Below are 21,220 nucleotides of genomic sequence, written 5' to 3'. Positions count from 1 at the left end.
TTTGATTTGTGTGTCGACTTGTACTTTTCATCTCAAGCGAACCTGCCCCAAGGCGGCCTTCTTGACATGGAAGAACATATTTTGACAAGCGAAAACCAGAATAACAAAGCATGCTCTACAAATTCTCTACAATAGCTATACAGGTTCTCTACAAATGCTCCACTCTAAAAAGATGCGGGCGTGTCCGCCTCGTACGTAATATCCTTCAACCAGAATTTTATTGCTTTGATTGATACAGCAGCTGGCGAGAGATCGTAGAAGAAGCTCAGGATTTGCCCCATGCAGCCAGCTACCAGCCAAACAAATGTTCATTGACAGCATGAATCAACATTGTGTACACTTTTTTTATTCCGACTGTTCAGTATAAATAAAATCAAGATGTCAGGTGAGAAGTGATGCCCAAATTGGGAATGGAACAAAAGCGCAGGGCAGACGTCATTAACGCCACGTTAACCTGCATCAGCTTGCATGGAATTGAAGGGATGACGCTGGATAAGGTTGCCGAGTATGCGAACTGCTCTAAGGGAGTGGTCACTTATTATTTCAAGAATAAGGATCATTTGACGACCGAAGCCTTCAAGTCGTTCCTGGCCTACTATGGGCTAAAGATCGAATCAGGCATTGAGCCTGCCATGTCAGCGGAGGAAATGATGGAGGTTGTCCTGCAGCATATACTGCCTCCGTACAGCGAGGACACGGATCAGAAGCTGAATGTTTCGCAGCTTGACGGAGTCGATAAGATGTTTATCCCCTATGAGGATCAAGGCAAGCTCTTTGTGCAGTTTTTTTCAAAAGCCATGCTGGACCGTCATTTGCAGGAAGTTGCATCCAAGAGTTACGAGCGCGATCTCCAAGGCATTGCCAAGATTATGGAATACGGTAACCGGACGGGGCAGATGTCGGTTGAAGATTCCAACAGTGCCGCCTATGGCTTGATGGCGATGGTTATTGGCCTGAGCTTCTTTAGAGTAGCGAAGATTCCGCCCGATAAGGACGAGGATAACCGGTACATATGTGAGGATTATGTAAGAGGACTTATCAATAGAGGAGGAGTTTGATGAATATCACGAAGGTTGAAACCGATGGAGGAACGATTGCTGTCGTTAGCGGCAGTGAGGTATTGATTAAGGATGTCCAGTCGGCCCTGGATCTCATGGCCACCGTCCAATATGAAACGGACAGCCGCCGCATGGTGATGGATCAATCGTTGATAAGCGAGTCTTTCTTCGATTTGAAGACGCGGCTTGCAGGCGACATTCTCCAGAAGTTTATCAATTATCAGGTGAAAATTGCGATCATTGGAGACTTTTCGGTATATCCAAGCCAAAGCCTTCAAGATTTTATTTACGAATGCAATAAGGGCCATGATTTCTTTTTCTTGCCCAGTGAACAAGAGGGGATCGAACGTTTAAGCAAATGGAGTAATTAAGTAGCGAATACGGGAGGAAGATCGTTGCCGGTACCTGGGTTTGATCCAAAAGGGATTTCGATGTTGAGCATACCAGCAGGCGCAGTTCAATTAAGGGACGACCGTATAAAGTCATCGTGGACGGTGGAAGTGCCTGCTTTTCAGCTTGCTTCGGTCCCTGTAACGAAGGCGTTATACTTCTCAATTCTGCCAAAGACGTCCGGATGCGATGATTTGATGGAGTCCCCAGCCGTGAATATATCATGGCATGAAGCGATTTTCTTTTGTAATATGTTATCTCGGCGCGAAGGCCTAAACGAATGTTATTCGGTAACGGATGACGGCGAGTCCGTCGTTTGTGACAAGGAGGCGGACGGATACCGCCTTCCCACGGAAGCGGAATGGCAATACGCGTGCAAAGCCGGGAGTCCTGGCTACCGTTACGGAGAGCTTGACGACATCGCTTGGTATGAAGGGAATTCCGGAGGCGTCCTGCATGAGGTGGGCAAAAAGCGGCCGAATGCGTGGGGGCTTTACGATATGCTCGGAAACGTATGGGAGTGGTGCTGGGATCTTTACGATCCGAATGTATACGGCTCCTACAGAGTATTCCGCGGAGGGAGCTGGGCCGAAGAAGCCAGAGGCTGCGGAGCGACATGCCGCCGCCGCAGCCACCCGACGTTTCGGATTGAGGATCTCGGGTTTCGTTTGGCGAGATCGATATCAAGAAAAAGATAAGGCTGATCCGTTAGGGTCAGCTTTTTTGATTGTGCAGCACCTCTCGAATTTCCATCAAACAGATCGAAATACTGCGGCTGTTTCCAAGATGGCTATAGAAAATTAGATGCCCCCCATTCATATTTCTCCCACTTCCCGTTGTCACATAATCTAACGCGATAAATCTCGTAAATTTGCGTATAGACAAGGCTGGAAGACATCAGTAAGATGGGGTTTAACTTTTTGCGGGAGGTGTAGGGAGTTCAAGTGAGTCAAGGGTTGAATTGCCGTAGTGTTGATCAAAACCAGGAATGTCATGGGATAAGGGGGATTCGAAGATGGTGAATGGACCGACATTCAACAATCCGATCGTAGAGCAGGCAGCCGATCCTTGGGTATGGAAGCATACGGACGGCTATTATTACTTTATGTCGACGAAACGCGATCATCTGGAACTGACGCAATCCGCAACCTTAACCGGCCTTGCGGAAGGACGGAAGAAAACGATCTGGACTCCGGAACCCGGGGGAAGGTACAGCCATAACCTATGGGCGCCGGAAATTCATCGTTTGGACAACAAATGGTACATCTATTTCACGGCGAATGACGGAGGAGGGGATGAGTCTCGCCAAATATGCGTGCTGGAGAACGCCGAGGCTGATCCGATGGAGGGACAATGGGCATGGAAAGGCGCGCTGCCGACCCCCGTCCCCGGCTTGGACGGCACGGTCATGACCGCAGGCAACCAGCTTTATTTCCTGTATGCCGGATATGGCCATTTCCCGGATTACGGGTCCGCGATCTACATCATGCGCATGTCGAACCCTTGGACATTGGCGGGGGACCATGTATTGCTCACGGCTCCGACTCTGTCCTGGGAAAAACAAGGCGGAATGGCGATTAACGAAGGACCGGTCATTCTCCGGCGGAACGGCCGCATCTTTATGGTGTACTCGGCCAGCACCACCTGGTCGGAGGATTATTCGCTTGGCATGCTCACGATGGAAGAAAACGGGGATCCCATGGATCCGGAATCCTGGACCAAATCGATGCAGCCCGTATTTTGCAAAAGCGTGGAAAACGGAGTGTACGCTACCGGTCACAATAGCTTCACGCAATCGCCGGATGGCGAGGAGGATTGGATCGTTTACCATGCGCTGCCCGCGCCTGGCGTCGAGACGACCTTGCGGTCGACCCGCATCCAGAAATTCGGCTGGAAGCCGGATGGAACTCCGGATTTCGGCGTACCGGCCGGCGAGTCGGACGCCCTAGCCAAGCCGTCCGGAGAATAATGTATGCGGATACATAACCTCCTGATCATGCAAGGGATTACAGAGTAACATGGTTAGGAGCAAAGCTTGCCAAACTGGCGCAAGTGAATATTCATAGGATTTGATCTATAATAAACCCTCATTTATTACACGATATCTGTAATAAATGAGGGTTTATTACGAAGAGAGGCGCATGTATGGAGGAATCGCGAAAATACTGCTAGAACAGCAGGAATTTATAAAAAAACCTTAATTCAAAAGGGGTTTTACGCGTCCCATTATTCCCGATAATTTCATTAACAAAAAAGTTTTTAAAAAAATACACAAAATTAGTTACGAAAATTGTGTATGAAAGCGTTGACAAGACGGAGTTATATGCTTATACTTCGGTTAAAGATACAGAATAATTGTATTAAATGGATGTGCAACAGCTGTCAGTCTCATCAATTTCACATGTGAAAGGGGATCCATATCCAATGGCCATGATGAAGAGGATCGTGTCAGGGCGGAGGTGCTTAGACCGCGAATGACCCTTGTCATGAATCAGCCTGAAAAGACATGAAGCGTTGAACATGAAGCGAAGCCGATGAAGCAGAAACGGGATTTTGCCAATTAGAAGAGACGAAGGCTTTCAAAGACACGAAGATGCTATGACATAAGGAGACACTAGCTTCGAAGGATTAAAAAAGACAGATAAAAGCCTTATAACCGGACGCCCCCTGAATAACGACGGCATATGGATCCTCTAGGGCGCAGCGGCGGGGTGCTCGCAATTATTCATATCATGGGAGGTTAAGTATGAACGGAACGATGAAGCGTTTTTTCACTTTGTTATTCATATCCATCCTGATTATTTCGACGGTAACCGCTTGCAGCGGCAAGGCAAGTGACGAGCCGGACAACACCGTAACCCAAGAGGAAGAAGTAGAGAAGAATGAGGTGACGTTCGAAGATATCAGCGGGGACATACGCGGCAATAAAGCACCGACGCAGGAGCAAATCGATGAGGTCAACGGCACGCTGAACGATACATACCTCGGAGATGTATTTGACGAAGTCATTCCAAGCGATTATTCCGCATATCCGGTTAAGGGCGATGTGGTGCTGGATGTTTGGATGCCTGCCAACTCCAACATCCCGGATATGAATAATCACTTGGTTCAGAAGCAGGTGGAGAAGCTCACCGGCATCAAGGTGAACTTCATTACGCCGCCGGTCGGACAGGAAGCCGATGCCTTTACCTTGATGATCTCCTCCGGCGAGCTGCCGGACATCATTATTGACCCGGGCCGTTATCCGGGAGGCTTCGAAGCAGGGGTCAACGATGGCGCTTACCTCGATCTCACCGACCTGATGGAAAAGCACGCTCCGAATTATACGGCATGGCGCAACTCGGACGAAATGAGAAGAAAAACGACCGTGACCGACGACGGCAGGCTGCTGGGCTTCTACGGCATCGCGCCGTATTCCGAATGGACTTGGTTCGGCATGCTGATCAAGCAGGAAGCGCTGGATAAGACGGGACTTCCAGTCCCGAACACGATAGACGAATGGTATGAATTCCTGAAAAAAAGCAAGGAAGTCGGATATAAGGCGCCGCTGAATTACGGCTCGACGTACGGCCAAATTTTTACCGGCATTATTAATGGCGCATATGGCGTTTGGGATTGGACCTTCATGGACGAGAACGGCAAGGCGGCTTGGGGGCCGGCACAGCCGAAAGCCAAGGAATATCTCGCAACGATGCAAAAGTGGAACAAGGAAGGCCTGCTGAACCGGGACTGGGCTACCGCCGATTTCAATCAACGGATGGCCAGCGCGATTTCCGACGATACGGCCGTGATGATGGATTCCCCGGATACGATGTGGAGTTATTGGAAAGTGCAGAACGACATTGATTTCGTGGGGGCACTGAATCCTGTTCTGAATGAAGGGGACAAATCCGCGACCACCTACAAAAACTTCAAAAGAACCGGAACCAGTGCAGCCATCACTACACAGAGCAAAAATGTCGAAGCCGCGATGGCATGGCTGGATTTCAACTATTCCAAGAAAGGCTGGGAGCTGATCAACTTCGGGGAGTACGGCACCGTACACTTGGTGGATGAGCAAGGAATGCCTTATTATCCGGAAAACAGCTATATGTACAATGATCCGGACGGTCAGCCGGTAGACGTCACGCTTTGGAAATACCGCTGGCATAGTTGGCCGAACATCCGCGACGAGCACAATGCCAACCCGTTGATCACGGCGAAAGGCAGCTATTCCGGAGATATTCGTCAGGACTGGACGGAGAACATGGACACCAGCATGGCGATGCCGCCGATCACGTTTACGAAAGAAGAAGCCTCGCGCGAAGCCGAGCTTGGGAACCAGTTGTCCACGCTGCGCGGAGAATATTTCGCGAAGATCATCATGGGCGAATTGCCGGTCGATGCTTACGATAAATTTTTGAAGGAAGCGCAAAGCATGGGGCTGGACGAATTCTTGAGTCTCCATCAAGCAGCCTTGGATCGGTATAACCAACGATAGTTTTCATAATAAGAACAGGTGGTTGATTCATGGAGATATTACGGAAAAACAGGGGAGTAGACCATGTCCGGACACCCTCAGAGCCCAAGAATACCAAGCGCTTGATTCAAAAGGACCTGAAAAAGAATTGGTTCGTTTATCTGATGGCCCTTCCCGTCGTGGCGTGGTTCTTGATCTTCTGCTACGGGCCGATGTGGGGCGTCATGATCGCGTTCAAGGATTTCAAGCCTTTGCTGGGCTTCGCGGATAGCGATTGGGTGGGCTTCAAGCATTTCATTGATTTTTTCTCAGGACCCTATTTTTGGAGAGTCGTCAAGAATACGCTCCTGCTGAATGTATGGGGAATCGTCTTTGGATTTACGGCACCGATCATCCTGGCCTTGCTGCTGAATGAAGTCCGTTCTTCCAAGTTCAAGCGGACCGTGCAAACCATCACGTACATGCCGCATTTTATTTCACTTGTGGTCGTGTGCGGGATCATTCACATCTTTACGTCCAATGAGGGAGTTGTTACGCAGCTGCTTTCCTTCATAACGGGAAAAGACTATTCGTCCCTTCTAGGGTACTCCAATTTGTTCCGGCCGATTTATACCTTTTCCGGAATCTGGCAGAGCATTGGCTGGGACAGCATCATTTACCTGGCTGCGATGAGCTCCATCGATCCTTCGTTATATGAAGCGGCCGATATCGACGGGGTCGGCAGGGTGAAAAAAATGTGGTACATTACGCTGCCTCAGATCAGCCCGGTCATCATCATTCTGTTTATTTTTGCGATCGGCGGATTGATGGCTTCCGGCTACGAGAAAATTATCCTGCTCTACAATCCTTTGATCTACGATACGGCGGATGTCATCGCTTCCTATGTTTACCGAAGGGGCTTGAGGGAAGCGAGCCTGAGTTATTCCACTGCCGTCGGCTTAATAAGCTCCATCGTCAATTTCGGGCTGTTATGGATGACGAATACCATCGTGAAGCGCAGATCTGAATCCAGCTTATGGTAAGAGAGAGGGAAGGTTATGGAGGAAATCAAGCAACTCAAAGTGAAACGAAGCAGGAAGCATAAAAGCATCGGGGACCGCGTATTCGACTTTACGAACTATACGCTGTTAACCGCTTTAACGTTGGTGTGCTTTTATCCCATATTGCATATCTTGTTCGCTTCCGTCAGCGATCCCGGCGCTTTGGTGGCTCATCGAGGGGTATTGTTCAAACCGCTGGGATTCACGCTTGACGGTTACAAGCTGGTGTTTAAGGACAACAGCCTGCTCAGGGGATACCTGAATACGATCATTTACGTTGGACTGGGCACCTTGGTCAATATGGTCATGACGATATTGGGCGCTTACGTGCTGTCCAGGCGGGACTTGTATTTCAAGAATTACATCATGGTCATGATTACGATCACGATGTTCTTTGGCGGAGGGCTGATTCCCTGGTTCCTGTTAATGAAGGACATCGGCTTGTACAACAATTTGTGGGCCATGATTCTGCCGACCGCTTTAAGCACATGGAACATCATCATTCTAAGGACCGGATTCCAGTCGATTCCGAGAGAGCTCGAAGAAGCGGCACTGATCGACGGCGCAAGCCAAGCCAACATCCTGGTCACGGTGATCCTGCCGCTGTCGAAGGCGACGCTGGCCGTTATCTTCCTGTATTATTTGGTCGGCAATTGGAACTCCTGGTTTAACGCGATGGTCCTGCTGAAGGATAGGGAATTGTTCCCGTTACAGCTGTTAATGAAGGAAATCCTGGTCGCCAATGATTCAACGGCCACCACGATCGGCAGCGCGGGCGGGGTCGTCATTAACAGCGCCCAGAGCTCGACCGCGTTCCGGGAGCTGGTTAAATATTGCGCGATCGTGGTTTCGACGGTGCCGATATTATTGGTATATCCGTTCCTGCAAAAGTATTTCGTGAAAGGCGTTTATGTCGGTTCGATCAAAGGCTAGGCGTTCAAACAAGCAGATAGAGAGACTGAATCATTAGGAGTGAGCAGCATCTTGACGACAGAAGTTAGCAAGGCGCAAACGGTTCGCAGCGAATATCCGAGGCCCCAGTTTCAGCGCAAAGAGTGGTTAACCCTCAATGGAGAATGGGATTTCAGTTTTGACGATGAAGCCATCGGCGAGGATGCAGGGTGGTATCATGCGGAAGCGCAGGCTTCCTTTACGAGGAAGATCAACGTTCCCTTTACGTTTCAAAGCAAGCTGAGCGGCATCGACGACCCTTCCTTTCATGATGTCGTGTGGTACCGCAGAACGTTCGAAATTCCGCAGGACTGGAACGGAAAACGGATCGTGCTTCATTTCGGTGCCGTGGATTATTTGGCCAAAGTGTGGGTAAACGGGCACTTGGTAGCCATGCATGAAGGCGGGCATACGCCATTCCAGGCCGACATTACGGCTTCGCTCGTGAAAGGAAGCAACACGCTCGTGCTGCGGGCGGAAGATTTCAGCCGCGACGTCACCCTGCCGCGAGGCAAACAATACTGGCTCGAGCACTCGGCAAGCATCTTCTACACCCGTACGACCGGCATCTGGCAAAGCGTGTGGTTGGAGCCGGTATCCGCGGTACACTTGGGCAAAACGATGATGACGCCCGATATCGACCGCAACGAAATTCGCATCCGGACCTTCCTTGAAGGCTACAAGGCGACGGAGGACCTCAAGCTGCAGATCACCGTATCCTATCAGGGCGAGTGTGTTGCCGAGGATCAATATGCCATTCGAAGCGCGGAGCAGCTGCGGACCATCGGCCTCAGCGATTTTACGGACCATGGCCTGGGACGCCTGTGGAGCCCGGAGCATCCGAATTTATATACCATCGAATTCCGCCTTGTTCAGGATGGAGACGTCGTTGATCAGGTATCCAGCTATTTCGGGATGCGGAAGGTATCGATCGAGAACGGCAAACTGTGCCTGAATAATCGCCCGTATTTCCAGCGGCTGGTGCTGGATCAGGGTTATTTTCCCGAGGGAATCCTGACGGCGCCGTCGGATGAGGCTTTGAAGCGCGACGTGGAGCTGGCGAAGGAAATGGGATTCAACGGCGTGAGAAAGCACCAGAAAACGGAGGACCCCAGATTCCTGTATTGGTGCGACAAGCTCGGCCTGCTGCTATGGAGCGAGGCGGCCAACGCGTACGAATATTCCGAGTCGTATGTTCGCCGTTTCACGGCGGAATGGCAGGAGATCATCGAGCGGGATTATAACCATCCCTGCATCATAACCTGGGTCCCGCTGAATGAAAGCTGGGGTGTTCCCAATGTGCAGATGGATAAGCGCCAGCAGCAGCACGGGCTCGCCATGTACCATCTAACGAAGTCGTTAGACGATAGCAGACCGGTTGTATATAACGACGGATGGGAGCATATGACCACGGACTTGGTCACCATTCACGATTATGAGAGCCGCCAGGAAGTGCTGGAAGAACGGTATGCAACAGCCGCGTCCGCGGTGGAAGCCATGCCGGCGAACCGTAGAATATTCGTCGGCGGCGCATCCTATGACGGCCAGCCCATTCTCGTATCGGAGTTTGGCGGCATTGCCTTCAAGAAGAGCGAATGGGAGGGCTGGGGGTATTCCGGAGCCGAGAACGAGGAGGATTATCTGATCCGGCTCAAAGCCGTGGTGGATCCGATGTTCTCTTCCCCGGTGATCCAGGGATACTGCTACACGCAGCTGACGGACGTCGAGCAGGAAATCAACGGCCTGCTTACGTATGACCGTAAGCCGAAGGCGCCGCTCGAAACCATTCGCAAAATCATGACGGGACAATAGGAGGCACATGAAATGGGCGGGACGAATGCCTATGAAGGCGTATACCATAACGAGAAAGCCGTGTTTCTGCGGGCAGGAGCTTATGAAGCGGTCATGCTCCCGGATATCGGCGGTAATTTGATAGCGTTTCGGGACATCGAAAAGGGCTACCGGTTTCTGCATGAGCCGACGCCGGAGGAAATGCCGGCATTCAAAGCAAGGCCGATGATTCACGGCATACCGGTATTGTTTCCCCCGAACCGGTATCAAGATGGCCAGTTCCGGTGGAACGGCATAGTCCATCAGCTCCCGGTCAATGAAGAGGCGACGGGACATCATCTGCATGGATTCCTGTACAATATTCCATGGGTGGTGGACGAATACGGGCATACCGGGCAGGAAGCTTATGTGACCGTATCTGTCCGCGTGGATGAACAGCATCCGGTATTCGGACACTTTCCGTTCCGGTTCCGCATTCAGCTTCGTTACGGCTTAAGCGATCAGGGGTTGTCTAAGCGGGTAACGATCATCAACGCAGGCCAAGAAGCCATGCCGTGTTTGCTGGCGTTTCATACGTCCGTTAACGCGCCGTTCGCCGAGGGGGGCAACGCCCGGGATTACCGCTTAAAGCTGACCGTTGGGAAGCGATGGGAGCTGGATGGGCGAATGCTGCCTACCGGCTCCCATCAGGAACTGTCCGCGAATGAACAGGCCATGCAAGGCGCCGGCGTTTATCCGTTCTTCGAAAGCATGGATAACCACTATACCGCCGTGCCCCAGAACGGAAGGAACCGGATGGAGCTTACTGATGAGGCAGAGAAGGTCACACTGGTTTATGACGTGGGCACCTCCTACAAGCAATGGATGATTTGGAACAACCAAGCGACCGAGGGGTTCTTTTGCCCCGAGCCGCAGATCAATTTGGTCAATGCCCCCAATATGGATATGCCCGCCGAAGAAATTGGGTGCTTCAGTCTCGAGCCGGACGAAATCTGGGAAGAGACCAGCCGGCTGTACGTAAAGGTAAGTCGGGGCTAAAGCCCAATAAACATAATAAAAGGAGTTCGACATGACTCAATTAACACTACCGCGTCCCGAATACCCACGCCCGCAATGGGTAAGGCCGCAATGGATCAATCTGAACGGATCATGGCAATTCGAAATCGACCATGGCCGGAGCGGTAAGGAGCGCGGGCTCCATGACCCGGGACATGAGCTGTCCGGAACGATCACCGTTCCATTCTGTCCCGAAAGCAAGCTGTCCGGCGTGGAATATAAGGATTTCATGGCAGCGGTCTGGTACAAGCGGGAGTTCGAGGTGCCTAAGGACTGGAACGGCAGAATTCTGCTTCATTTCGGAGCCGTGGATTATGAGACCGAAGTCTGGGTAAACGGAGTATCCGTAGGAACGCATCGCGGGGGATATACGCCTTTTAGCTTTGATATCACATCGCATGTGAAGCCGGGCGGGAATATCGTTACCGTCTGCGCGGAAGACGATGTCCGTTCCGGACGCCAGCCGCGCGGGAAGCAAAGCGGACGATTCCATTCGCACGGCTGCGATTACACCCGCACGACGGGGATTTGGCAAACGGTATGGCTGGAGCAAGTGCCGCAGGCTTATATGTCCGATATGAAGCTGGTGGGTGACCCGGATAATGGCTGTGCCCACCTCGAGATTAAGATCAACGGAAATGCAGCAGGCCATAAACTGACCGCATCCGCCCTGTATGAGGGGAATGCGGTAGGGAATGCAAGTGCTGTCGTATCCGGGCCGTCCGTCAAACTCACCCTTCCATTGTCGGAGGTCCATTTGTGGGAAACGGGTCAGGCCAGGCTGTACGATCTGGAATTATCACTGCAAGGAGATGGCCAGGCGAGCGATACGGTCCAATCGTATTTCGGCCTCCGAACCGTCATGCTGGACGGCATGGCATTCCGCATCAACGGTAAATCCGTATTTCAACGCCTTGTGCTGGATCAAGGCTTCTATCCGGATGGAGTCTATACGGCTCCAAGCGATGAGGATCTTCGCAAAGACATCGAAATTTCGATGGGACTGGGCTTTAACGGCGCCAGGCTTCACGAGAAGATGTTTGAACCGCGTTTTCTGTACTGGGCGGACCGGTTAGGTTATCTGGTATGGGGGGAGCATGCGAATTGGGGGCTGGACATTACCACGGCCGAGGGGTTGTCCCATTTCCTGCCGGAATGGCTCGAAGGCATGGAACGCGATTTCAATCATCCGGCCCTCATCGGCTGGTGCCCTTTCAACGAGACTTGGGACCGGGATGGCGCCAAGCAAAATAACGATGTGCTGCGCATTGTGTACGAGGTCACGAAGAAGATGGACCCTACACGCCCCGTGATTGATACGAGCGGCAACTTCCATGTGGTGACCGATATATTCGATATCCACGATTATGACCAAAATCCGGAGACGTTCAAGCAGCGATATGAGCCGATGAAGAACGGTGGCGAGGTATATAACAGCTTCCCGAATAGGCAGCAGTATGGCGGCCAGCCTTATTTTATCAGCGAATACGGCGGCATCTGGTGGAATCCGGATCAGAAAGACGAGAAGTCTTGGGGTTACGGCGACAGGCCGACATCCGAAGAAGCGTTTCTGGAGCGTTATGCGGGGTTAACGAACGTGCTGCTGGACCATCCCATGATGTTCGGCTTCTGTTATACCCAGCTGTACGACGTGGAGCAGGAAGTGAACGGATTGTACACCTATGACAGACGATCGAAATTCGATCCTGAAGTGATCCGCCGCATTAACGCCCGCAAAGCCGCGATTGAAGATTAAGCACCCATAATGACCGGTATCTTGAAGTAGGCTTGTGCCATGTTTGGTGTATGATTGCACATTATCCGAAAGGAACGTGACGAAAAGATGAAGGTGAATTACCGGAATAAATTGTTGCTCACGATATGCGCATTTCTTATTCTTCCGATGGGTCAGGCGACGCATGCGGCCACGCTTCAGAACAACTTCTATAACGTGGTCATGCAGGATGGAGCGGATCCTTGGGTGTATAAACACACAGACGGCTTTTACTACTTCACGAAAACGACCGGCGGCAATGTGACGATATGGAAGTCCGCCCAGCTTACCACGGTGGACGCGGCTCCGACGAGGGTCGTGGAAACGGGCTGCTGCGGGATCTGGGCTCCCGAATTGCATTACATCAATGGCGCCTGGTACATCTACTATGCCAAGGATGACGGGGATAACGTCAACCACCGCATGTATGTCATGGAGAACACGTCGGCGGACCCGACGCAGGGAACCTGGCAGTACAAAGGCCAGATAACGGACCCGACAAACAAATGGGCGATTGACGGCACGGTGCTGCAGGTTAACGGTCAGCTGTATTTTATCTGGTCCGGCTGGGAAGGGGACACCAATGTGCGGCAGAATCTGTACATCGCCCATATGAGCAACCCTTGGACGATTGATTCAAGCCGCGTCGAAATCGCAAGGCCTACGCACAGCTGGGAAACGAATCATTCCCCGCATGTAAACGAAGGACCCCAGGTGGTTGTACGCGGCGGCGTCATCAGCCTGGTGTACTCGGCAAGCGGAAGCTGGACCAATGATTATTGCCTCGGCCTGATCACGGCAAGCACAACCAGCGATTTGCTGAATCCGGCTTCATGGACCAAACGCAGCCAGCCTATATTCAAGTCCGGCAACGGGCTGTACGGCCCGGGCCACCATTCGTTTACCAAGTCACCCGACGGTACGGAGGACTGGATGCTATACCATGTCGCCAAGTATAACAACGCGGGATGGAACCGTGAGGTCCGAGCGCAGAAATTCACATGGCACGCCGACCATACGCCGAACCTCGGCGTTCCGGCGAATCCGAATGCTCCGATAGCGCTGCCTTCCGGCGAAGCGGCGCACACCCGTTATGAAGGTGAGGAGGGAACGTTCGGCGGCGTCGCCTATGCATCCCAAAGCCCTAACGGTTCGGGAGGCATGAAAGCAGGACATATCGATACGCCGGAGAGCTACGTGGAATTTTCGGTGCATGCCCCGTCAGCAGGCGACTACATTTTGCTGGCCCGCACGGCAAACGGAACGGCCGGAGGGAATTGGTCCCATCTTATGCTCAGCGTGAATGCCGGAACGGCCGACAAATTCCATATTACGAATAAAGGGTGGGAGAACTGGGGCCTGTCCACAGCGCGGGTTCAGTTAAAGGCCGGCGTGAACACGATACGTTTTTCAAAAGGCGAAGGATACGGAGAAATCGACTTCTTTGACATCAAGCCGGCGAATTAGGACCAGCGGATGGCTTAGTCAACCGAAAAATGAAGTGCTGCAAGCTCGATCATGGATGGCTTCCGGTTCTCCCGGAAGCCATTTCTGGCTAAGAAGGGACTGGTTTTCTTCGCCGCATCCAGGCTCATGCACTATGGCAAGATGCAGGGAAATCGCGGTTGTAAGCCCTTGCAAGCATGATTGTTTTTCATTTCATTAAGAGATAAGATGAAAGGTAATGAATATGTTTAAAGGAGAGCGGATTTGTGCTGGAACTTGGTTTTAACGACCCGGAAAGACTGGTCACGGTAGCTCATGCCTTGTCAACGCGTTCTCGGGTGGATATTCTGAGGCTCTTGAATTCCAAGAACCTGAATATCATCGAAATCGCCGAGAAACTCAAACTTCCCGTTTCGACGGTGGCGAGCAACATCAAAGTGCTGGAAGCGGCCGAGTTAATCAATACGGAATTGCTCCCGGCTTCGCGTGGAGCCATGAAGGTGTGCAGCCGGAATTATGATGATATCCATATTGCGTTGAATTTGAAGAATTCGGTTCCTAAAGGAGTCACGCATGTCTATGAAGTCGATATGCCGATCGGCCATTACAGCGATTGCGAAGTGGCGCCTACCTGCGGAATGGCCAATGCGGACGGGTACATCATTAAGGAAGACGAACCGGCGAGCTTTTACCATCCTAAGCACGTGAATGCCCAGATCATCTGGCTTCGCAAGGGATACCTCGAATACTTGATGCCGATGGATATTCCGGCCGGAGCACGAATCGAATCGCTGGAACTATCCATGGAGATGTGCTCCGAGGCCCCCAATTATGATCATAATTGGCCTTCGAATATTTCGGTGTGGGTCAATGGCGTGGAGATCGGCATGTGGACAAGCCCCGGCGATTTCGGGGATCGCCGCGGCAAGCTGAACCCGAACTGGTGGTACGATTGGGCAACGCAATACGGGTTTCTCAAAATATGGCGCGTGGATGATGAGAAAACAACGCTGGATATGGAGAAGATATCGAGCGTTACTTTGGATCAGTTGAATATTACTGCAAGCCCCAAACTGCGGCTGCGCATCGGCATCAAACCCGATGCCGTGAATCAGGGAGGGTTGAATCTGTTCGGCCGCCAGTTTGGCGATCACGAACAGAATATCATCATGCAGGTGAAATATACGATGGATCAGGATGAGGAAGAGCTTTGATTAATGGCCGCAGGGTCAGTTGTCACCGAGCAATTCATAAATGGCAGTGCAGAGTTTTTTCTGCACTGTCATTTTTTTATTTGCTCCTCGAATAAGGTTCATTTCACACCCGCTCGCCATTCATTCTCTGACATGTTTAGCTGCTATAACAGGAAACTGTTCCAACATTTTCGGATTGAAGCAGCCCATTATGGAGTTGTGACCGAGCAATCCGGGCTCCATGGTCAGGCATGCTCCTGCTTAAAATTTGAGACAAAAATGAAACATCGCCAATTTTTTAATATATTACACTAGTTATTGGATCAAAGCTCCTCAGCATCTGCAAGTGAAAAGCCTGTTTAATCATACTGAGATGGAAAATGGCTGACAGTGTCTCGTAAACACACCCGAACATACATGTCCTTCTGAATTTTTTACAATAGGGTGGAGTTCATGAAACACGTAATTAGTCCCGTTCGTCTCTGGGGAGGAAAGAACAAGATGAACAACAATCGACAACGGAAGCATAGCTTTTTGGTTTTCGTATTGACGGCAGTACTGATTTGGTTCGGTATGCCGCCTGTCAATGAAGTATCGGCAGAAGGTCCCGTAGGTCCGGTAACTTTAACCGAAGGTTATGGAAATGTGACTCTGCCTTCTAATGAAGGAGAAGTCGTGAAGGAGGAAGAGGACGGATCTGACGAATCTCTCTCAGCCGGAAAGGAAGAGGAGGTGTCTGTGCCGGATGATGGCGCCAAGCAAGCAAAGGAAGACGATATCCGGGCATTCGGCATATTTGCAGGCGGAGACGGCTCACTGGAGTTTCCCTACTTAATCGAGACAGCAGAGCAGCTGGACGCTGTCCGGAATAACCTTGAGGCCCATTACCTTTTGACTCATGATATTGATCTGTCAGGCTTTGCTTTGGTAGGTGGCTGGGAACCGATCGGGATTGATTCGGCCAGATTCAGTGGGACATTCGACGGGCAGGGGCATCGCATTACCGGATTGGGGATAGGTGCTCATTATTGGAGCCCCTTGGGTTTGTTTGGTTTTGTCGGTGACAGCGGAATTATTGAAAATGTCATTCTTGAAGACGTGAGGGTAGGCGTAGGAAGTTATTATCACGGAAGTTCAGGCGGGGCTGCTGGAATTAGCTACGGCACGATCCGAGGAGTGTATGTGACGGGAGCTGTAGAAGGATCCCATTATTCCGGCGGTTTGGCAGGAATGAACTACGGCCTGATTGACGGCTCCTCTTTTTCAGGGACGGTATCAGGTTTAGTCGGCGTCGGTGGTCTGACAGGAGAAAATGACGGTGAAATGAGCAGATCCTATGCTTCGGCGCAAGTCTCTGGAGATGATAACGTTGGAAGCCTTGCAGGACGCAACGACGGCCGGATTCATTCATCATATGCCACGGGAACCGTGAATGGACGACAGTTCTCCGGCGGTTTGGTTGGCGTTAATTTGGATAGCGGCATGATTAGCGACACTTACTTTTCCGGAACCATATCAGGAGCAGGCTACGGTATCGGGGGGCTGGTTGGGATCAACCATGGCTCGGTGGATTCATCCTATTGGAATACGAGTGCATATAATTCGGCCCTTCCTGATAACGGGATCGGAACGCCGGTGCCCGGGGACGAAATGAAGCATTACGAGATATATGATCATTGGGATTTTGAGGATACCTGGTACCTCTATAACGGGCAGACGCTGCCGTTTCTTCAATGGGAGAATCCGTTTGAAAGAACAGTTGTCACGATGGATTCCCAAGCATTGGATGTTGGGGACAGTACTCAAATGGTAGTGACCGCTAATCATCAAAAACAGTCGTCGTTTATTGCAACGAACAACGCTGATTATGCTGTCAGTGAGGGGGAATCTATTGTTGATGTTGGTCAAGAGGGACAGGTTACAGCGAAAGCTCCAGGGAAAGCGGTGATTAGCATCTCGTTGCACGGCGAAACCACCCAGATTGAAGTAACTGTTCATCCGTATACTATCACAGGCGTCATGGAGCCTGATGCGTTAACTGTCGCTAACGGAACGCCCGTCGATGAAATAGGCCTGCCGGATACGGTCCAAGTGACGTTGAGCCCGGGTCAATTGAGGAAATCCGCTGAGGTGGAATGGAGCTCGGCAGATGAGAATCATCCTTATCAGGCTGCAATCCCAGGCATCTATGTCTTCACGGGCAGTTTGGTGAATTTAACGGAAGATATGGCCAATCCGGATGGTATGAAGACAACGATCCATGTAACGGTGGGGCAAAGCTTTATCGTCAAGGTGAACGATATTCCAGCTATCCGGGTAAGCCACGGTACCCCAAAATCCTCCATTACTCTTCCTGAGCAGGTAGAGGTTAGATTAAGTCATGGCGGTACTGCCAAGGCAAATGTGATTTGGGACCATGAAGAACCGGCGTATAATGGACTGCAAGCAGGTGACTACATATTCAAGGGCTCCTTGGAGTTGCCGGAGGGCGTTATCAACCCGGACCAATTACATGCAGTTGTTCATGTCACCGTTCTTGAAAAAAGCGGGGATGGAGGTTCAAGCGGAAGTAACGGCTCCTGGGTGAGCGGCGGGACAGATGAACTGCCGGACAACACATGCGTAAACGGAACGAAAGGAAAAACGATTCCATTTCCTAATGGTAGGATCATTATACCGAAGAGTGCTTGGAACGCGGGGTTTTGTCTCAACTTTAAGGTTATCCAGGACACTAGCGGGCTACCATTAACTGAAACCGATCGGTTTGTCGGCCAAGTGATCGAAATTACGAAGAATTGGACTGGAGCTTTTCACAAAGAGGTCACCCTCAACCTGCAATTTGGAACCGATGCCATCAACCATGAAGAGGATGCCGTGAGTCTTTATTGGCTGGACGAAAAAACGAGCGAATGGATCGAACTAAAGAACATCAAAGTGGATTGGGACCAGAGGACCGTGACCGGGTCAATCGATCATTTGGCCAAATTTGCGGTGATCGCTACAACGGTTAAAAAAGAAGTCGATGTCAACCCTGAGAGAGATTTCACCGATATTGATGGCCATTGGGCTAAGGACATGATTAACCAGGTGGCTCGAATCGGCGTAATTAGTGGTTATTTGGACGGCTCCTTTAAACCTGAACGTCCCATTAGCAGAGCGGAATTTGTATCCCTGCTCGTTCGTTCCCTCAACATGGAGGAGAGAAGCGGACATGTTTTCCCCGATTCAGATGGCCATTGGGCACAAGATATGATTGCGACAGCCCAAGCCTACGGGATCATCGAGGGATATACGGCAACGTACTTCGGAGTGAATGATCCGATTACACGTGAGCAGATGGCCGTGATGGTCATGCGATGGGCGGGATTATCCGCAGCGGAAGGAGCACCGGCATTTATGGATCAGGATAGCGTTTCCTCATGGGCCCGTGAAGCGACGGCGGCAATGTCGGAGCAGGGAGTCATGACAGGCTATCCAGATGGCAGTTTTCTTCCTAAGAAAAAAGTAACCCGTGCTGAGGCCGTGGTCCTTCTCCTCCGAGCTATGGAATTGAAAAGGCCCGTACGAGACGGCCGTGTCATAAACTCGGGCGAGTTGGATGAACAGACGGCCGCTGCAAGCAAAGGACATTGAGATCATGCAGAATTTATTAATACCCGGATCGCGCGAAGAGCGTTGAACCGGGTTTTTTTATTGTCCGCGATTCAAACCAACAAGCCCGCCTGTCGTGAATCGGGTTTGAAGAAATCCATACACTCCGCAAAAGTTTGTTGCAGACAGCCTATTCTTCTCCCGGTTTACATTCCGTTTAAATAGCGGTGATACGATTCAAACATCATCCATTAGCGAAGAGGAGGAAATCATAATGGAGCATGGATACAAAAAGAAATTAGAGCCAACCCCTGGTGACTTGGCCGTTGAGGCGTACGGTCTGGTCAAAACCTTCGGCGATAACCGCGCCGTGGACGGCGTGGATCTGAACGTGCGCGCCGGCACGATTTATGGCGTGTTGGGACCGAACGGCGCAGGCAAGACGACGACCATCCGAATGCTGGCCACCTTGTTAAAGCCGGATGCGGGTTCGGCCCGAATCTTCGGGCACGATGTGCTGACGGAATCGCAGATTGTCCGTCAGTTGATCGGGGTGACCGGCCAATATGCCTCGGTGGATGAATCGCTCAGCGCTACGGAGAATCTGATCATCTTCTCCCGCTTGTTAGGGCTGGGACGCACGGAGGCACGGCGGAAGGCGGGTGAGCTGCTTGAGGAATTCGGGTTGTCGGAAGCCGCCAAACGGCCGCTCAAACATTTCTCCGGCGGCATGCGGAGAAGATTGGATCTGGCGGCTAGCCTCATTGCCCAGCCGCCGCTCATCTTCCTGGATGAACCGACGACGGGGCTGGATCCCAGGACGCGTTCCCAGATGTGGGATACGATCCGCCGATTGGTGAAAACCGGCTCAACGGTGCTGCTGACCACGCAGTACCTGGAAGAGGCGGATCAACTGGCAGACCGCATTGCGGTCATCGATTACGGACGGGTCGTAGCCGAGGGGACGGCGGATGAACTGAAGATGTCGGTGGGGACTTCCTCGCTGCACTTGACCGTCCAGGATGCAGTGGATATGGGCCGCGCCCGCCACACCGTGGAACAGGTGCTAGGCGTTCATGCTAACATATCGCCGGAAGCCGGAAAGATAACGGCGCCGATGGCTAATGCGGGTCTTGTTACAGACCTGTTGATTGAGCTGCGTACGGCAGGCATCGGCTTGTCCGAGATGAGCGTGCAGAAGCCGACCCTGGATGAGGTGTTCCTGACGATCACCGACCACGGCGTGAAGGAAGACGATGCCCTATCGTCTAATGAATCCAACGATAGAGAGGTGACAAGAGTATGAGCAGCACGATCATGAAATCAGGGACGGAACGTCGGCTTAAGAACCGCACGAGTTTCGGTCAGACGGTTCGAAACTCGTTGACGATGGCCTACCGGGGTCTGCTGAAGCTCCGGCGCACGCCCGAGCAGTTGTTTGACGTTACGTTCCAGCCCATTATTTTCACGCTGATGTTCACCTATATTTTTGGCGGCGCCATCTCCGGCGACGTGGCCAGTTATTTGCCGGTCATCATTCCCGGCATCCTCGTTCAAACCGTGATTACGACCTCCGTCGTCACAGGCGTGCAGCTGCGCGAGGATATGGATAAAGGCGTATTCGACCGATTCAAGTCGCTGCCGATTGCGCGCATTGCTCCGCTTGCAGGCGCCCTGCTGGCAGATACCGTTCGTTATACCATTGCAACGGTGCTTACCTTTTCGATGGGATACGTCATGGGTTACCGCCCCGGCGGAGGCTTAGGTTACGTTGCTCTTGCCGCGCTGATCGTCATTGTATGCTCATGGGCCATCAGCTGGATATTCGCGTTCTTCGGCGTGATTGCAAGATCCGCCTCCGGCGTGCAGGGGATATCGATGATCGTGCTGTTTCCGCTCACGTTTCTCTCCAACGCGTTCGTGCCGGTAGATACGATGCCGGGCTGGCTGCAGTGGTTCGTGAACATCAACCCGATATCGCATCTGGTGACGGCTGTCCGGAATCTGACGAACTCCGGAACCGTGGGCTGGGATCTGACGATATCCTTGGTCGGCGCCGCAATCATCGTGGCGATCTTTGCTCCGATCACGGTTCGTGCATACATGCGCCGCACCTGATATTCTAGGGGCACCTCCGGCGGTAATCACCCATGCTGCCGGGGGAAGCGGGACGTCCGTCCAAAACGGAGTTGACATCGATTTATTAATTCACTATACTGTCTGTAATCTTATAAGCGACATACGTTGAAAGAGCCCAGTAGCAGCTTGGTCCCTGTTCTAGAAAGCCGGGGGGCGATGGAACCCGGTACATACCAACGCAGCGAATTACACTCTGGAGTATCTCGGGTAATGCCGAGCGGAAACGGCGAACGATACCTCGTCTAATGAGCGGCATGAATGGCGCGCGGCAAGCGTTGCAGACCATTCGTGCAATCTGGGTGGTAACACGGTTATTAATCGTCCCTATGTCT

At 51.7% G+C, this 21,220-nt stretch carries 15 protein-coding genes and 1 other annotated feature; all 15 genes read left to right on the top strand.

The genetic code is table 11. From position 1 onward, the window contains the following. Positions 1-395: 395 nt before the first annotated feature. The 15 genes from M1D70_RS23520 (at position 396) to tetB(58) (ending at position 20,867) form a co-directional block, all read left to right on the top strand. Positions 396-1,058 (top strand): TetR/AcrR family transcriptional regulator, encoded by a 663-nt coding sequence (locus M1D70_RS23520; protein ID WP_456288114.1) that lies wholly within the window; start codon positions 396-398, stop codon positions 1,056-1,058. Beyond that, a complete protein-coding gene (locus M1D70_RS23515; RefSeq protein WP_456288113.1) occupies positions 1,058-1,429 on the top strand; it encodes a DUF4180 domain-containing protein in 372 nt (123 codons plus the stop codon). The genes M1D70_RS23520 and M1D70_RS23515 overlap by 1 nt, the downstream gene beginning before the upstream one ends. A 60-nt stretch (positions 1,430-1,489) precedes the next feature. Next, positions 1,490-2,146: a formylglycine-generating enzyme family protein gene (locus M1D70_RS23510; RefSeq protein WP_456290492.1), complete on the top strand. Its 657-nt coding sequence runs from the start codon at positions 1,490-1,492 to the stop codon at positions 2,144-2,146. 317 nt (positions 2,147-2,463) lie between these two features. Next, positions 2,464-3,417: a glycoside hydrolase family 43 protein gene (locus M1D70_RS23505; protein WP_456288112.1), complete on the top strand. Its 954-nt coding sequence runs from the start codon at positions 2,464-2,466 to the stop codon at positions 3,415-3,417. Between the two features lie 777 nt (positions 3,418-4,194). Next, complete coding sequence (locus M1D70_RS23500) at positions 4,195-5,928, top strand: extracellular solute-binding protein (protein ID WP_009593205.1); 1,734 nt, start codon at positions 4,195-4,197, stop codon at positions 5,926-5,928. Positions 5,929-5,957: 29 nt separating this feature from the next. After that, positions 5,958-6,929, top strand: coding sequence for an ABC transporter permease (locus tag M1D70_RS23495; protein WP_009593216.1), 972 nt, complete (start codon positions 5,958-5,960; stop codon positions 6,927-6,929). A gap of 15 nt (positions 6,930-6,944) precedes the next feature. Then, positions 6,945-7,880, top strand: a complete 936-nt coding sequence (locus M1D70_RS23490) for a carbohydrate ABC transporter permease (RefSeq protein ID WP_009593262.1) — start codon at positions 6,945-6,947, stop codon at positions 7,878-7,880. A gap of 51 nt (positions 7,881-7,931) precedes the next feature. Beyond that, on the top strand, positions 7,932-9,710 hold the full coding sequence (locus tag M1D70_RS23485) for a glycoside hydrolase family 2 protein (RefSeq protein WP_456288111.1): 1,779 nt from the start codon (positions 7,932-7,934) through the stop codon (positions 9,708-9,710). Between the two features lie 12 nt (positions 9,711-9,722). After that, positions 9,723-10,727 carry an aldose epimerase family protein gene (locus M1D70_RS23480; RefSeq protein ID WP_456288110.1) on the top strand — a complete coding sequence of 335 codons (1,005 nt, stop codon included), beginning with the start codon at positions 9,723-9,725 and terminating at the stop codon, positions 10,725-10,727. A gap of 31 nt (positions 10,728-10,758) precedes the next feature. Next, the gene (locus M1D70_RS23475; protein WP_456288109.1) at positions 10,759-12,501 is read left to right on the top strand and encodes a glycoside hydrolase family 2 protein; all 1,743 of its coding nucleotides are present in this window, start codon (positions 10,759-10,761) and stop codon (positions 12,499-12,501) included. Between the two features lie 87 nt (positions 12,502-12,588). After that, a complete protein-coding gene (locus M1D70_RS23470; RefSeq protein ID WP_456290491.1) occupies positions 12,589-13,986 on the top strand; it encodes a family 43 glycosylhydrolase in 1,398 nt (465 codons plus the stop codon). A gap of 245 nt (positions 13,987-14,231) precedes the next feature. After that, entirely contained in the window at positions 14,232-15,179 is a 948-nt protein-coding gene (locus tag M1D70_RS23465; RefSeq protein ID WP_009591885.1) for an ArsR/SmtB family transcription factor, read from the top strand. Positions 15,180-15,659: 480 nt separating this feature from the next. Further along, positions 15,660-18,791: an S-layer homology domain-containing protein gene (locus M1D70_RS23460; RefSeq protein ID WP_456288108.1), complete on the top strand. Its 3,132-nt coding sequence runs from the start codon at positions 15,660-15,662 to the stop codon at positions 18,789-18,791. A 232-nt stretch (positions 18,792-19,023) separates the two neighbouring features. Then, positions 19,024-20,055 carry a tetracycline efflux ABC transporter Tet(58) subunit A gene (gene tetA(58), locus M1D70_RS23455; RefSeq protein ID WP_456288107.1) on the top strand — a complete coding sequence of 344 codons (1,032 nt, stop codon included), beginning with the start codon at positions 19,024-19,026 and terminating at the stop codon, positions 20,053-20,055. Next, positions 20,052-20,867: a tetracycline efflux ABC transporter Tet(58) subunit B gene (gene tetB(58) / locus M1D70_RS23450; RefSeq protein ID WP_456288106.1), complete on the top strand. Its 816-nt coding sequence runs from the start codon at positions 20,052-20,054 to the stop codon at positions 20,865-20,867. The genes tetA(58) and tetB(58) overlap by 4 nt, the downstream gene beginning before the upstream one ends. 117 nt (positions 20,868-20,984) lie before the next feature. Continuing rightward, positions 20,985-21,217: a binding site (T-box leader), on the top strand. Positions 21,218-21,220: the final 3 nt, after the last annotated feature.

The sequence above is a fragment of the Paenibacillus sp. AK002 genome (assembly GCF_053903045.1).
Note: the sequence above shows the minus strand (reverse complement) of the source record. Positions and strands in the feature narration are given on the sequence as shown.

Excerpts from the sequence above, each read along its gene's own strand:
- M1D70_RS23520 (WP_456288114.1), top strand. The coding sequence starts at position 396 with ATGCCCAAATTGGGAATGGAACAAAAGCGCAGGGCAGACGTCATTAAC.
- M1D70_RS23515 (WP_456288113.1), top strand. The coding sequence starts at position 1,058 with ATGAATATCACGAAGGTTGAAACCGATGGAGGAACGATTGCTGTCGTT.
- M1D70_RS23510 (WP_456290492.1), top strand. The coding sequence starts at position 1,490 with ATGTTGAGCATACCAGCAGGCGCAGTTCAATTAAGGGACGACCGTATA.
- M1D70_RS23505 (WP_456288112.1), top strand. The coding sequence starts at position 2,464 with ATGGTGAATGGACCGACATTCAACAATCCGATCGTAGAGCAGGCAGCC.
- M1D70_RS23500 (WP_009593205.1), top strand. The coding sequence starts at position 4,195 with ATGAACGGAACGATGAAGCGTTTTTTCACTTTGTTATTCATATCCATC.
- M1D70_RS23495 (WP_009593216.1), top strand. The coding sequence starts at position 5,958 with ATGGAGATATTACGGAAAAACAGGGGAGTAGACCATGTCCGGACACCC.
- M1D70_RS23490 (WP_009593262.1), top strand. The coding sequence starts at position 6,945 with ATGGAGGAAATCAAGCAACTCAAAGTGAAACGAAGCAGGAAGCATAAA.
- M1D70_RS23480 (WP_456288110.1), top strand. The coding sequence starts at position 9,723 with ATGGGCGGGACGAATGCCTATGAAGGCGTATACCATAACGAGAAAGCC.
- M1D70_RS23475 (WP_456288109.1), top strand. The coding sequence starts at position 10,759 with ATGACTCAATTAACACTACCGCGTCCCGAATACCCACGCCCGCAATGG.
- M1D70_RS23470 (WP_456290491.1), top strand. The coding sequence starts at position 12,589 with ATGAAGGTGAATTACCGGAATAAATTGTTGCTCACGATATGCGCATTT.
- M1D70_RS23460 (WP_456288108.1), top strand. The coding sequence starts at position 15,660 with ATGAACAACAATCGACAACGGAAGCATAGCTTTTTGGTTTTCGTATTG.